We start from the raw sequence: 13,266 nt of genomic DNA on the forward strand, positions 1-13,266 counted from the left end.
AGGTCGCGTCGACCTTAATCAAGACGCTTCGGTGCGAGTGGATCCACGGCTTCATCGCCGACTTCTTCAACACTATCGACCCATTCGAGACCTTCATTCTCGGCGTTGCGAATGGCAGCAACGCGCCTAATCTCAGCCGTTCGTCGACGCTCAGCTCGATCCCGAATCCCGCCTTTCGCTCAGTCGTTGTGATGGGCTCGAGTCAAGACGTGCAATCCAATGGATTGGCGGCTATCCGCCGGCATGATCCCGCCGCAGGAGCGAAGTCCGCCTCACGCAAGAAACGCGCCGGCCGATGAAGGCTGAGTTGCATTCGAACCAACGGCCGCTTGATGAACAGTCGAGATCTCTACCGGTGAGCTATCGGGGAGCTGCTGATACCAAACTCAACTTAATTTCGGATTGGGCTATAAGGCACTTGCCGAATATGGTGGCGACGTGCTTGCCGCCCTATTTCACCAAAGACGGGCCCGCCGGAATGAAGGCCAGCTGTCGGGGACCGGCAGGGAGCCAGTCAGCGACTGACGTTGGGTCGTTTGCCGGAATGCCGCCGTCGAGGAACGAGAAGGCACTGGCTGGGTGTTGATGGCCACATCGGGAGGTGAACCCATGGAACCGCGCGCCAAGAAACAGGAGAACCTTTCCCGACTCGAACGGGCCGCGCAACAGACTGCTGACCCAAAAACTATGGAACAGAAGGCGAAAAAGCCCGAGGAAAAATTCCGCTTCAGCCTACGCAAGGAAGACGTCTGGTGGACGGTTGGTTTCGCTGCCGCTGCCTTGCTGCTTTTTGGCATCCAAGTCCTGATCAATTGGCGCTTAGAATGGCTTGACGCGCCTTTGCGCGTTCGCGTGCTGAACTACGTCAGGGGCGGCCTTCTCATTTTCGTTATGCTGACCGTTGCGAATGTTATCGAAGTCTTTCTCATTGGCCGAATTCCCAATCGTGTTTCGCGCTTCAACTTGCAACGTATTTTTCGATTAGTCGTCGTCGTCGCCATCGTCTTCGTGGCCATTTCAGTCTTATTTGTGAACTGGTACACTGCGGTTGTTTCACTCGGCCTGATTTCACTGATTCTCGGCTTTGCGCTGCAAATGCCGATCTCCAGTTTCATCGCGTGGATTTATATTTTGGCCAGGGCGCCTTATCGCGTTGGCGACCGCATTCGCATCGGCGATGCCCATGGCGATGTCATTGATGTCAGCTATCTCGACACGACATTATGGGAATTTGGCGGCGAACATCTTTGGACCGATCATCCGAGCGGACGCGTCATCAAGTTTCCGAACTCCACCGTGTTTGACACGCCGGTCTTCAACTATTCCTGGCCGCTGTTTCCCTATGTCTGGAACGAAATCAAGTTTCAGCTCGCTTATGAAAGCGATTTGGAATTCGTAGCGAAAACCATGAGAGAGGTCGTCGACGAGCAGATCGGCGACACCATGAGCCAGAAGGTGAAGGTCTATAAGCACATCCTGTCGCAAACGCCGGTGGACGAACTCGAAGTGAGGGAGCATCCCGCGGTTCATTTTCGCGTGAGTGAAAACACCTGGCTCGAGGCCATCGTGCGTTACCTCGTGCCGCCGAAGGAAGCGGGGCGCACCAAAACACGCTTGATCAAGGAAATGCTGGCGCGAATGAATGCAAAACCCGATCGCGTGCTGTTTCCGAAGAGCAATTTGAGGTGAACGTCCTCAGGCCACGCCGCGCGGAGCCACCCCGCCCGCATCGCGGCAGGCTGATGCATCTGGAGCGCCTATGATGAAGCCGACCGGATCCACCGAGGCAGTGAGGATCGAGGACCTTGACGACGCGGGCCTGGTTGAACACGCGCGACAGCGTGACCCCGCCGCATTCTGGTTAATCGTCAAGCGTCACAATCAGCGGCTTCACCGGGTCGCCCGCGCCGTCCTGAACGACGACACCGAGGCCGAGGACGTACTTCAGGAGACCTATATCCACGCCTTCACCCATCTGGCCGAATTCCGCGCGGAGGCGCAGCTGTCGACCTGGCTCACCCGGATCGCGCTGAACGAGGCGCTGGGACGCCGCCGGAAAAGGCGGCCCACCGTCGACGTGAAAGCCATCGAGGGCATGGTCGCTCCGTTCAGCGCCCACAAGCCTGATCCCGAAGAGGCGGCCGCTCTCGCTGAAATCCGCAACCTCCTGGAGCGAGCCGTCGGTGGCTTGCCAGAGCCCTTTCGCATCGTCTTTGTCATGCGAGACGTCGAGGAAATGAGCATTGAGGAAACGGCTTTTCTCTTGGCATTGCGACCTCAGACGGTGAGCACCCGTCTTTATCGCGCACGCCGGCTGCTTCGCGAGGCGCTGCGGGACAAGCTCGCCACCGTGTTCACGGATACGTTTCTCTTCGCTGGCGCCCGTTGTGACCGCCTCGCGCAATCAGTCTTAGACCGGCTCGCAATCCGCCTAGTTCGAAAGGATACTCATCCGTTGAACACGGCGACTGAGCGCACGTAGACGCCGGTCCACGCCGAGATTACGCCGGCTCCTTTCGCGGGGATGTTGTAGCGGGACGCGGGAATATTTTGGCGGCCCGGACCATCTAATCATCAGGCAAATGCACTCGGCGCCGCGGTGCTGACAGCGGCGTTGAATCAACAAACATAGGAGACCGCCATGCAGGGCGCACTTCACCTATCCCGGCGTCAGTCGCTTCAGGGACTTGTCGTACTCGGTGCCGGAGCGGCACTCGGCGGAATCGCACGGTCTTCTCCGGTATTGGCACAGGACATATCGGACGAGGACATTTTCCGCTTTGCGCTCAACCTCGAATATATGGAGGCTGAATACTACCTCCGCGGCACCACCGGAAAAGGCATCGACGCAGCCGATGTCGGTTCGAAACCCGGCGACGTCGTTGGCGGCAAGCAAGTCTCCTTCGAGACGCCGGCCATCGGCGAATTCATGCAGGAAGTCGCCGAAAATGAACTCGCGCACGTCCGCTTCTACCGCAAGACGCTTGGAACGGACGCTGTTGACCGGCCGGCGATCGATTTCGATGCCGGTTTCAAGGCCGTCGCGGAAGCGGCGGGCCTCGGGTCGGACTTTGACCCCTTCGGCAACGAAACGAACTTCGTTCTCGGCGGGATGTTGTTCGAGGATGTCGGCGTCACCGCCTATGCCGGGGCGGCGACAGTTCTGAAAAACAAGGACTTCCTCGCCGCCGCCGCAGGCATCCTGGCGGTCGAGGCCTACCACATGGGGATGGCGCGATCGACGCTATACCGGAAGGGAGAGGAAGCCTGGAAGGTCGCCAACGCCGTTTCCGACGCCCGCGACAAGATCGACGGATCGGAAGACAAGGACCAGGGAATCCAGGTGGACGGAAAAGCCAACATCGTTCCGTCGACGCCCGATGCGATCGCGTTCACCAGAACGCCGCAGGAGGTGCTCCGGATCGTCTACCTCACCGACAAGGACGGAGTGAGCAAGGGCGGCTTCTATCCGGAAGGGATGAACGGCACGCTCAAGAGCACCTGAGCTAACTGCGACGAAAGACCATGAGTAAAGATGATGATGTGAACCACGGATCGGCAGCTTCAAGCCGAGCGCTGTCTCGCCGCAATTTCCTGAAAGTCTCTGTGACCGGTGCGGCGATTGCCAGCGCCGGCGGCCTTTCAGCCTGTATGACTGGACCGATGGCAGCCGGAAAGACAACCAAGGCGCTGGCGCTGTACCAGGACACCCCAAATCGTGGCCGACGCTGCGGTGGGTGTACTCACTTCCGAGAGCCAAACGGGTGCGAGATCGTTGCCGGTGCAATCAGCCCAAATGGCTGGTGCCGTTTCCACGAGCCGCTGCCGGCTTGATGCAACAAATTGCGGTCTCCCGCCTTATGTCTCGGGCGGGAGCAACGCGACGTCATGGGGCGAACCGGACATGCGCCGAGCGGGTGCCGAACGCGAACCTTCCACCCTGTTGCGACCTGCGCTGGTACGGGTCGGGATCTTTCGAGCCGGGGGAAATATCTCATCGATCCGATTGATTGGATGGCCATGATACAGCACCTACAATTGAGATCCCGCCAGCAGCGCCACCGCTGACGCGGGCGCGACGCTGCTGGCTTCGCCGCGAACGGCGTCATCTGCGGGGATGATCTCGGCGAAATCGACGAAGCGGCGTTCCATGCGTTCGGCCAGCCGCCTGATCTGCCAGCGGCCGGTTCCGGCGCCAACGATTGGCACATCCGGGACAAGAGAGCCGGCAACTAGGGACGCTGCGTCGTGGATCTTGCGCAACTGCTGTTCGCTGAACCAGCGCGCGATTTCATGCCATTCCGGCAGGGTCAGCTCGGCGGCGTCGCGCCCGATCATGCGCGCCAGCCGCGCGATCGAGCCATCGACGGTCTTTTCCTTGCCGTCGGCGGAAGCGTGCCTGTCGTCCTTTTCGTCGAGCACCCCGAGGATCCGGTGCGCATCGGTGATCGAGGCGAAATACTCGTTCATCAGCGGTGTCAGCCTGCCGCGGACGGGGGCCGACGAGGCGACGCCGAACAGGAACGTCCTGGTGAAGCCGGTATAGACCAGTTCGCCGCTCAGCAGCCGTCCGGCATCGGTGTAGCCGTCATTGGCGACGGCGCCATTTCTAATGGCGATGATGTCGGTGGTGGTCGATCCCATGTCGACGAACAGGGCATCGCCGGCGAGTTTCGCCACCAATGACGCTGTCGCATGCCAGTTGGCAGAGGCGACGTCGGCGCTCAGCCGCGCTGCCTGCTCGACCCCGACAAATCCGGACGGTCCGGCATAGATCAAGTTTTCGCCTGGGACCCGCGCTGAAATCTCATCCAGCAGGGCCGCGACTCCGGCGTCGCGAGACGGAAAGATATCAGCCAGTTCGCCGGTCATGGTGAATGCGTTGAGATCGGCGCCGGCACAAATCGGGGCCGTTTCCCTGAACGCCGAGGTCAGGGTATGGAGCCCCAGCCAAAGCGGTGTGGCGATGGTTACTGCCTCGACGATGCGGCCGTCTTGCGCGCGCGTCACCTTCAGATGGGCGCCGCCAATATCGAAGCCGGCAACGATGCTCTTTCTTTTTTCCACACTTCAAGCTTTCATCAGAGTTGGTCAGGGGCAGTTGGTCAGCGAGAAAAAGAGCGTTGCGTATCATTCCGGTTCTCGACCTGAAAGGCGGCGAAGTGGTCCGCGCCCAGCAAGGAAAACGCGATCGCTACAGGCCGATCGTCACGCCGCTCAGCAAAACTTCCGATGTCGTTGCGGTCACTGAGGGCCTACGCCGGCTTTGCCCTTTTCCGGCCTTCTATATCGCCGATCTCGATGCCATCGAAGGCGGAACGCCAAACAGCGGCGCGCTTGCCCGGCTGAAGGCGATGGCGGAGCCGCCTGAGCTTTGGGTCGATGCCGGCTTCGCCGACGAGAAAACCCTTTCGGCAGCACTTGCCGAACCCTGGCTTTGCCCGGTCCTGGGCTCCGAATCGCAGCAGGACGACGCGCTGTTGCGGCGTTTTTGCGATCATCCGGAGCTTATCCTGTCGCTGGATTTCTTCGACGACGGGTTTCGCGGTCCGGCATCATTTCTCGACGAGCCGGCGCTTTGGCCGCAAAAGGTGATCGTCATGACATTGGCCAAGGTAGGTTCCGCCTCCGGTCCCGATTTCACGCGGCTCAAGGCGATCAAGGCGAAGGCTGGAAGCCGCTCCGTCATCGCGGCCGGCGGGGTGCGCAACGAGACTGACATTCGCGCCCTTTCATCGCTCGGTATCGCCGCGGCGCTGGTCGCGACCTCGCTGCATGACGGCACGCTCACGCCGGGGCACCTCGCAACGCTTGGCACCTGATAGTCGTGTACAGGGCCTCGTAGAGCGGCGGACTCTCACGTCGATCGTCTCGCCGCTCTATCTCTTTACTGGAGCATCGATTCCCAAAACCAGTCGCACCCTCGGGTCAGGCCCGAGGGCAGGCTCTTTATCCGGTGCTCTAAAGGCCCAGAAGCTTTTTCAGGCGACGCAACAGACCATCCGGCTCCGCGGAGGGTTTTGCCTGTGCGGGGCTGTCTCTTGTCTAAGCCGCGAACGGATGCTTCACCTGGTCCCGCTTATCCGTGGCTTCGGCGGCCGTTGGCGTTCCTGCAACGGCGCGTTGGATGGCTTCCTTCGTCGCTTCGTAATTGTACTTCTGGATCTTGGCGTCGTCGGCGGCGTCCCAATGGATGAAAACGCCGACGCAGATGAACAGGTCGTCCGCCTCATTGGCAGGAATGGTCCCATCGGCGACGCTGTCCTGCACGGCCTTTGCGACTGCATGCTGGGCCGGGCCGAACATCTGCACGGCCTGCTTGGCGCCCTTGATCGTGACCTTGTTGAACATCACGGTGTTGGGCTTGCACTGAAGATTGGGCGCGATCACCGCCAAAAGGGAGGTAAAGCCGTCCTTGTTGTTGGTCAGCGCGTTGCAAAATGCTGTTTCGACTGCGCTCCCCCGCGGGCCGATGAGCAGGTCGACATGCGCCACTTCGTTGCCGTCTCCTACGAGCGATTCACCGACCATTACTTTCGAGATCTTTGCCATGCCAATTTTCCTCCAAGACACAGTTATGGTGTCCAAAGACGCCGCAAACCGAGCGAGCGCTCGATGGACAGCTATCCTTGTTGGCAGCGCCCGGGGATCCGGACCGGTTGGCTGGATAGCCGCGGAAGCCCAGCTTCCGCTCCTGAAAGTCAACCACCAACGTTGCGATTATGCAAGCTGAACGCCGAGAGTGTGGACTAAAAGAGTAGCCACGGTCAGGTCGGCCGAGGTACCGGGGTTGACGTTGTTCGCTTTCAGCCGGCGGTCGAGCTCCACGAGCAGACGAATGCGTGACGCCCTGTCGTCATTGCCATGCAGCGCCGCCTCAATGGCAAGGGCTTCTTGCCGCGCCTGATTTGCGACTTCAGCGCCATGGTTGCGCACCACATGACTGTCAGGGAAGCCGGCGAGAAACGCCATATAGGCGAACACCGTTGGCCACATGCCGCCTTCGCCGCGCGCCAAGGCGGCCTGCAGAGCGGCAAGCCCGACGCCGAACACGTCGCCGAAACCGGTAACATACTGGCGGGCGATCATGTCGCGTTCGGCCGCCTCCCGCATGGCTTCGAGCAGATGAACCTTCGGCTCCTGCCGCACATCGTTCGCCGCCTCTCCGAGGCCGCCCGGCGCGGCGGCGACGATCGCCTCGAACACCGCCCTGGTATCGTCCATGCTCATCGCGTGCAGCACCGCGTCGAGATTGTCGTGCAGTCGATTGTCGTGGAGTCGAGCGCCCGCCATTTCGGCGGCGCATAGCAGAGGCCCTGCCAGAAGGATGATACCGAGATTGGTATTGGTCGCGACCGCCTGGCGTGTCGCGCGGACCGCTTCCAGCATGCGCTGTCCGACCGGCAGGCGAGGATCGGTCAGCGGGACGGACGAGACCTCGGCGCTGGTCATGAACTGGGCAGCGGACATGCCGTGCCCGTCGGCGAACAGATGGACGTTGCCCGGTTTCAGCGCCTCGATCTCCATCCGGCAGGCGTCCTTGTAGGCAGCCCGGAGGCGTTCTCGCGAAAGCGCCATGCCGTCGGTCACGAATTCGCCGGCGCGGTGAGGCGGTAGGGTCGCGCCGCCGCCTCTGGGTGATCAGCTGGGCGATCAGCCAGGAATTTCAGCAGGGCGTCGGCAATCGCATCGGCGATGTTCACCGCGACGACCGATTGAAGCCCGGACCAGGCGGGCATGCTGTTGACCTCCAGCACCAACAGCTTGCCGTCGGCCGCCGGCACGATATCGACGCCGGCGAAATCCGCTGACATAGCGGCGGCGGCGGCCCTTGCCAGCGCCGCCAGTTCGGTTTCGCCATGCAGCGAAAGCTGCCCCGAAACCAGTTCGGGCACCGCCCCGCGATTGACGTTGGTGATCCAGTCGTCGCCGCGGCGGCTCATCATCGCCAAAACCTCGCCGGCGCAGACGAACACGCGAAAATCGCGGAAAGGCGGGCCGGGTCGCGGCACGTAATGCTGGAGATAATAGACGCCGTCCACCTCTTCGTCGGCGGGGAGGTCGGACAGTGTTTCGATCAGCCGGATGCCGCGGCCCTGGGCGCCGAAAAGCGGTTTTAGCACCAGCGACGTGGACGGCAGTTCGCGTCTGGCGACCGCTTCGGCCATGGCAAGACCCTCGACCGCGAATGTCGGCGGCGTCGGCAGGCCGGCATTCTTCAGCAGGAAGGTGGTCATCGACTTGTCGACGCAGCGTTCTATCGCTTGCGCGGAATTCCACACCGGAATGGAAAGCTTGCCGAATGCGTGCAGCACACCGAGACGCCGGGTGACCGCTTCGAATGATCCGGCGGCGATCGAACGGACCAGCACGGCGTCGGGCAGCGCGCCGTCGAAGCCGGGGATCGACAGTCCGCTCGGGCTGCCGGTGTCGAACGCGATAGCCGCCAGCGGCACGGTTGCGACCACGGCGCCGCGCCGGTCCAGCCTTGCCGCCAGGCCCGTGGAGCGGGCGTCCGAGACGTCGCTGACGATCAGGATGCGGGGGATCATGTCGCGCCTCGGATACCGGTATACCGAAGGTTTCGCGTTGTCGCGCCTCGAGGGGTGAGGGATGCAGCGCGGCGGCCCGGCAGGCGGATGACAGACGGATCCATTTGCAGCGCCATGGTCTAGCCGAGGCTCCGTTCGAGCATCTGCAGATCACGCTCGCCGGCGCGGAACGTATCGCCGGTCTCGATCGCCGTGACGATCACTTCGGCCGGGCTGAACAGCAGCGGATCGATGGCATAGAAATCTCCCTTGAACCGCTTGAAGACCTCGGCGAAGGGGTGGCCGTGGTCGCGCGAGGCGCGGCTCGGTAGTCGCTCAGCGAGCTCGCTGGCGTCTTTCGCCGAGCCTTTTACGAACAGTTGGACGCTGCCGCCATAGATGATGGCGTCGTTGGTTCTGCCCATGGCGGTCAGGAAATCCGGATGCGGGGCGGGGATAGGCGCCGTGCCGATGCCGTCGACAACGTTGTCCAGCGGAAATTTGAGATCGTTGGTCTTGTGCAGGGCGACCTCGAGCGCGCGAGCAACGATCTGCACGCCGCCCGCCAGGCTTTGTGTCGGCGCATAGAGGAAGGTGAGCTTTTCGGTTGGCAATCCGGTTGCCCTGCCGACCTTCTCGACGATCGCCTGGGGCGGCGGTTTGGCCGTCTCCAGGATCAGCACGGCGGATGACGCGGTGTCGCGATAGGAGAGTGTTTCGAACAGCGGTTCGACGCGGGCGAGCGCCCGCGCCGGTCCCGATCCCATGGCAAAATAATCCTGGCTCGACAGGTTCCAGCCCGCATACTGGCTGCCCAGGCAGGCAAGCACCGGCTGCGACGACCGCACTTCGATAGTGAACGGCCATTTTGGCGACGCACGGTCCATGCACACCGAAATGCTGCCGAGGCCGCCCATCGCGGCTTCCGCCATGCGCAGCCCGGCCTCGACGCCGCCGGCGGCCTTGGCGCCGGCGTCGATCAGGCACTCGCCCAAAGGCCCGGTGGAAACGCCGATACGCAGGCGTTCGGCGTCGCCGATCATGCCGTCGATGATGCGCTGCGCATTGTCGTTGAGGAATGCCGAACCGTCTTTCATGTCCGGTCTCCTTCCCATTGGTGTTGCAATCGGCTGGCTTGTCCCTTGATCAGCCGCCTGGTCAGATCGGCGCTCGGACCGCGCGCGAAGATGGTGCAGACCGGATCGCCGGCGATCAGTCGGGTGCCGGGCGACTGATGGTCGGCAGTCCATTCAGGCCAGGCAATCGATGGAAAGCGGGCGATCGGCGCCGCCGCATAGGTCACCATCGACGCCATCGAATCGACAAAGCGCGGCAGACGGAATTTCTTGCCCGCCGCGGCGCGCAGATGCGCTTCGATCAGTGGCGCGTCGGCATCGTCGAAGATGTCGAGCGTGGCGCCGGGCCGCGGATTGATCTCGATGAGCTTGTAGCCATCCGGTCCGCGAATGAGATCGGCGCTGCACAATCCAACCAGGCCGGCGCGACGCGCCAGACCTGAAAGCCAGCCGCGGATCATCGCCGCCGGTCTGCGATCGAAGCGCCTCAACCGCACGGCGCCGCCATAGCGATAGGGCGCTGCCGGGGCAGGCGACGCCCATTGTTGGCTGAAGCCGACGATGTCAGCGCTTTGGCCGTCGCCGACGAACAGGGCCGAGATGCTGCGACCGGCAACGAAACGCTGAAAATAGCGGCCGCCAGGAGCCTGACACTGTAATATCGGGGTTTCTCCGGCGGCCCGCCTGATATGCGCGCCGCCGGCGCCGCCTGCGGTCTTGACCACCCAGTTCTCCGGATCGGGCGGCGGGTCCCATCGGAATTCCGGATGCGGGATGCCGAGTTCGGCGCAATCGACTGCCAGCAATTGCGGGTCCTTGATCCTGCGGATCGCGGCGCCGCTGTTGCCGGCGAGCGGAAAATGGCGCGCGATCTCGTCGACGGTCTCCGTCATCCGCTCGAAGCCCGAGCCCAGGACAATGGCGACCGGCTGGTCGTCTCCGGCCAGTTGCCGAAGCGTCTCGATGATGCGCTCGCCGTCGATGCCGCCTTGCAGGTCGCCCGGCAGCATCGTCGCGCGCTCGGCAAGCGCGACCGTGTCGGTATCGCAAAAGAAATCGGCGACCAGCGGACGATAGCCGGCGCGGCGCGCAGCGGCAGCCAGCGCCCGGCCTGAAATCGCCGCGATCAGCAGAGATCCGGCGTTATTTGGCAGTCTCGCGTGCAAGGGAAAATGCTTCCTGAAAATCGAGCGTGATGGTTTTTTCGGATTCGATCATTCTTTTGAAGAGGCCGAATTCGACCTTGTATTTCACGTTGCCGATGGCGAGCGGACCAATGCCGACAGCTTTTGCCGCTTCAAGCGGATCGCCATTGGCATTGACGGCCACGCCTTCGATGCCGGCCGGCGGGACCGCATTGACGTCGGCGGCAATGAGCAGGCCGTCGCCTTTCAACTGGGCTTTCGAGACCACCTGGACACCGGCCTTGGCGCACGCCAGGATCACCTCGCTCGCCTCGACCAGCTTCGTCTTGCGGGCGTCGCTCGATCCGTCGGCCGCATCGACGGCGATGTTGAACCGGCTTTTGATCTCGGCCGCGATCTGCTTGACCCTTTCGATGCCGTCATGGCCGACAAGCGTCACCCGGGCGCCTTCCCTGGCGGCGATGACGGCGGTGCAGAAGCCGACGACGCCGGTGGCGCCGAAAACAGCGATCCTGGTGTCTTTCAGCCCGCGCTCGAATTTCTTCTCCAGCGCTTTTTCGACCTTGGCCACCATCGCCGCGGCCGTGGTGAACGAGCCGGCCGGATCGGCGAATACCGAAACCTGGAAAGGCGGCACCATCGCTTTTCGCGCTGCGTCGAACATGTCGAGCGCCAGCGAGGCATCCTTGCCGGCGATAAAAATGCCGGTGTCGACGCCCGCATCGGGCGGGCGCGAAAAGATCGCGTCCTGCACGAGGCCTGTCACCTCTGCCAGGCTTACATCGACATAGGGGACGACGGCGTCGAAACCTGCATCGAGCGCCATATTCACGTCGAAAGGGCTCATATGCTTCAACGGCGTCAGCATGTGCAGGATATGTTTGCGGGCCATTTCTCGCCTTTCTTCTTGAACCTGATGGTGTTGCCCAGCCGTCAGCTGCCGACGAGATCAAGTTTGGTCGAACTGATCTTCGCGCCGGAATTCCTGCCCTTGACGATCCTGATCTCGATGCCGTCTTTAACTGTCTGCTGAACCGCGCTGACGAAGCTGACTGCAGCGTCTTGCGATGGGGCGAAGGCAAACCCTGTCGGCCCCCACGAGCTCTGGCCGATGCCGACGGCGCCTGCTTCGTTGAGGCCGTGTGCCACGCTCTCGACCCGCCTGGAGGTGAACACGCCGCCTTGCGCCGGCGCGAAATGGGTGCCGATCAGCATCTGGATCGCGGTGACGGCGGCGCCGAAGGCTTGCAGGTCGTGCTCGACCAGAGCCGGCATGATGCCCATCAGCACCCGCCGGCAGATCTCGCCGCTGCCGGATGCCGGGAACGGCGGCAGCGAACGAAATGCCGCGATCTCGGCATCGCCATGCAGTCCATGCCCGCCATGGTCGAGGATCAGGATGACGCGCCACTCTTCCGGGAACGGCAGTCGCGCCACGACCGGCGGCGGCCTGCCGCTGTTGTCCTTGCCGGCGTCGACAATGACGCCACCGCTTTCGAAGCTGGCGATGCCGATGCCGGATCGTCCGCCGCGATCGAGCAGGGTCGCATCGCTGCCGATATCGAGAGGCAGTTTGTGGAGCGTGCGCAGCGCCGCGGCGACGGCAAGGGCGATCTGCGTGCCGGAGCCCAGGCCGGCATGGCTCGGGATCGACTGTTCGACCACCAGACGGTGCTGACCGCGAATGCCGAGATGGCTGCAGAGCGTCGACAGATGTTCGCCGGCGCGCCGGCTGTCGGCGCCTTCGACGATGGTCTCGCTGGACCGTGACAGGGTGACGACGGTTTCGGGTTCGCTCAGCGGCAGCCCGACGCTGCCAAAGCGACGCCCGGTATCGCCGTTGAGATCGAGGAAGCCAAGATGCAGGCGGGCGGGCACTTGTATGGTAACAGAATTCGACATCTACCCCCCGATGGGTGCATCATAGACGCATCATGGAAGTTTAGGTGCCCGTCGCCATGATAGCTGTTTTCGTCGAAGGGGCAAGCCGCAGAGAGTGCATTCGTTTTATCTTCTTTTGGCTCGGCGCGAGAACGGACCGGGCAATTCGCGGAGGTCGAGATGAACGAGACGCCGAGGGAAAAAGTCTATTCGGAAGCCGAGATTGCCGACCGGATCGAGAAGGAACTGCCGAAATGGTATTACGAGAACGGCTGGATCCGGCGCAAATACAAGACCCACAGCTGGAAATCGACACTGATGGTCATCAACACGGTCGGCCATCTCGCCGAGGCGGCATGGCACCACCCCGACATCACGGCTTCCTATGCCTGGGTCGAGGTGCGCCTGATGAACCATGCAGCCAAGGGCATCACTGACAAAGACTTCGAGCTGGCCAAAAAGATCGAGGATGTCGTCCAGTGGCAGCCGGCCCGGGAAGGCGGCGCGCTGGAAGGCACTCCGCCGACCGATCAGCGCTTCGCTTACATCAAATATGATTAAGCGCGGTCGGAATTTGTTGATGGCGTAAGAAAACATTCGCTAATCTGCTGACAGGCGGGGTTCACGGCCAAT

15 protein-coding genes are annotated in these 13,266 nt (G+C 62.3%); 7 read left to right on the forward strand and 8 right to left on the reverse strand.

All coding sequences use genetic code 11. The features are described from left to right. From AC0L15_RS17235 to AC0L15_RS17255, 5 genes are all read left to right on the forward strand, one after another. The coding region (locus AC0L15_RS17235; RefSeq protein WP_473496624.1) for a hypothetical protein at window positions 1-299 on the forward strand (299 nt) is incomplete at its 5' end. Window positions 300-609: 310 nt separating this feature from the next. Continuing rightward, on the forward strand, window positions 610-1,689 hold the full coding sequence (locus AC0L15_RS17240; protein ID WP_287249337.1) for a mechanosensitive ion channel family protein: 1,080 nt from the start codon (window positions 610-612) through the stop codon (window positions 1,687-1,689). 70 nt (window positions 1,690-1,759) lie between these two features. After that, complete coding sequence (locus tag AC0L15_RS17245) at window positions 1,760-2,482, forward strand: RNA polymerase sigma factor (RefSeq protein ID WP_287062192.1); 723 nt, start codon at window positions 1,760-1,762, stop codon at window positions 2,480-2,482. Window positions 2,483-2,641: 159 nt separating this feature from the next. After that, on the forward strand, window positions 2,642-3,505 hold the full coding sequence (locus tag AC0L15_RS17250) for a ferritin-like domain-containing protein (RefSeq protein ID WP_473496625.1): 864 nt from the start codon (window positions 2,642-2,644) through the stop codon (window positions 3,503-3,505). Between the two features lie 20 nt (window positions 3,506-3,525). After that, the gene (locus tag AC0L15_RS17255; RefSeq protein ID WP_091593897.1) at window positions 3,526-3,834 is read left to right on the forward strand and encodes a twin-arginine translocation signal domain-containing protein; all 309 of its coding nucleotides are present in this window, start codon (window positions 3,526-3,528) and stop codon (window positions 3,832-3,834) included. Window positions 3,835-4,032: 198 nt separating this feature from the next. On the opposite strand, the gene AC0L15_RS17260 is transcribed toward AC0L15_RS17255, so the two are convergent. After that, on the reverse strand, window positions 4,033-5,067 hold the full coding sequence (locus tag AC0L15_RS17260; protein ID WP_287249339.1) for a hydantoinase/oxoprolinase family protein: 1,035 nt from the start codon (window positions 5,065-5,067) through the stop codon (window positions 4,033-4,035). Window positions 5,068-5,123: 56 nt separating this feature from the next. Here AC0L15_RS17260 and AC0L15_RS17265 point away from each other — a divergent pair, with 56 nt between their 5' ends. Further along, on the forward strand, window positions 5,124-5,822 hold the full coding sequence (locus AC0L15_RS17265; protein ID WP_287249341.1) for a HisA/HisF-related TIM barrel protein: 699 nt from the start codon (window positions 5,124-5,126) through the stop codon (window positions 5,820-5,822). Window positions 5,823-6,045: 223 nt separating this feature from the next. On the opposite strand, the gene fae is transcribed toward AC0L15_RS17265, so the two are convergent. From fae to AC0L15_RS17300, 7 genes are all read right to left on the reverse strand, one after another. Beyond that, window positions 6,046-6,552 (reverse strand): formaldehyde-activating enzyme, encoded by a 507-nt coding sequence (gene fae, locus AC0L15_RS17270; RefSeq protein WP_023797737.1) that lies wholly within the window; start codon window positions 6,550-6,552, stop codon window positions 6,046-6,048. Window positions 6,553-6,720: 168 nt separating this feature from the next. After that, a complete protein-coding gene (locus tag AC0L15_RS17275; RefSeq protein ID WP_473496626.1) occupies window positions 6,721-7,590 on the reverse strand; it encodes a triphosphoribosyl-dephospho-CoA synthase in 870 nt (289 codons plus the stop codon). Further along, window positions 7,587-8,552, reverse strand: a complete 966-nt coding sequence (locus tag AC0L15_RS17280) for an ATP-grasp domain-containing protein (RefSeq protein WP_287249342.1) — start codon at window positions 8,550-8,552, stop codon at window positions 7,587-7,589. Before AC0L15_RS17280 ends, AC0L15_RS17275 begins: the two co-directional genes overlap by 4 nt. A gap of 119 nt (window positions 8,553-8,671) precedes the next feature. Beyond that, window positions 8,672-9,628, reverse strand: coding sequence for a methenyltetrahydromethanopterin cyclohydrolase (mch, locus tag AC0L15_RS17285; protein ID WP_287249343.1), 957 nt, complete (start codon window positions 9,626-9,628; stop codon window positions 8,672-8,674). Further along, window positions 9,625-10,773 (reverse strand): ATP-grasp domain-containing protein, encoded by a 1,149-nt coding sequence (locus tag AC0L15_RS17290; RefSeq protein ID WP_287249344.1) that lies wholly within the window; start codon window positions 10,771-10,773, stop codon window positions 9,625-9,627. The genes mch and AC0L15_RS17290 overlap by 4 nt, the downstream gene beginning before the upstream one ends. Beyond that, on the reverse strand, window positions 10,751-11,644 hold the full coding sequence (locus AC0L15_RS17295; RefSeq protein WP_287219607.1) for an NAD(P)-dependent methylenetetrahydromethanopterin dehydrogenase: 894 nt from the start codon (window positions 11,642-11,644) through the stop codon (window positions 10,751-10,753). Before AC0L15_RS17295 ends, AC0L15_RS17290 begins: the two co-directional genes overlap by 23 nt. A gap of 41 nt (window positions 11,645-11,685) precedes the next feature. Next, window positions 11,686-12,654: a beta-ribofuranosylaminobenzene 5'-phosphate synthase family protein gene (locus AC0L15_RS17300; RefSeq protein ID WP_287249345.1), complete on the reverse strand. Its 969-nt coding sequence runs from the start codon at window positions 12,652-12,654 to the stop codon at window positions 11,686-11,688. A gap of 159 nt (window positions 12,655-12,813) precedes the next feature. Between AC0L15_RS17300 and AC0L15_RS17305 the strand changes: the two genes are divergently transcribed. Next, on the forward strand, window positions 12,814-13,194 hold the full coding sequence (locus AC0L15_RS17305; RefSeq protein ID WP_023797744.1) for a 4a-hydroxytetrahydrobiopterin dehydratase: 381 nt from the start codon (window positions 12,814-12,816) through the stop codon (window positions 13,192-13,194). The last annotated feature ends 72 nt before the right edge of the window (window positions 13,195-13,266 follow it).

Source organism: Mesorhizobium sp. WSM4846 (assembly GCF_055811415.1).

Coding starts and splice junctions, on each gene's coding strand:
- AC0L15_RS17305 (WP_023797744.1), top strand. CDS start 12,814: ATGAACGAGACGCCGAGGGAAAAAGTCTATTCGGAAGCCGAGATTGCC.
- AC0L15_RS17280 (WP_287249342.1), bottom strand. CDS start 8,552: ATGATCCCCCGCATCCTGATCGTCAGCGACGTCTCGGACGCCCGCTCC.
- AC0L15_RS17295 (WP_287219607.1), bottom strand. CDS start 11,644: ATGGCCCGCAAACATATCCTGCACATGCTGACGCCGTTGAAGCATATG.
- mch (WP_287249343.1), bottom strand. CDS start 9,628: ATGAAAGACGGTTCGGCATTCCTCAACGACAATGCGCAGCGCATCATC.
- AC0L15_RS17245 (WP_287062192.1), top strand. CDS start 1,760: ATGATGAAGCCGACCGGATCCACCGAGGCAGTGAGGATCGAGGACCTT.
- AC0L15_RS17250 (WP_473496625.1), top strand. CDS start 2,642: ATGCAGGGCGCACTTCACCTATCCCGGCGTCAGTCGCTTCAGGGACTT.
- AC0L15_RS17300 (WP_287249345.1), bottom strand. CDS start 12,654: ATGTCGAATTCTGTTACCATACAAGTGCCCGCCCGCCTGCATCTTGGC.
- AC0L15_RS17240 (WP_287249337.1), top strand. CDS start 610: ATGGAACCGCGCGCCAAGAAACAGGAGAACCTTTCCCGACTCGAACGG.
- AC0L15_RS17255 (WP_091593897.1), top strand. CDS start 3,526: ATGAGTAAAGATGATGATGTGAACCACGGATCGGCAGCTTCAAGCCGA.
- fae (WP_023797737.1), bottom strand. CDS start 6,552: ATGGCAAAGATCTCGAAAGTAATGGTCGGTGAATCGCTCGTAGGAGAC.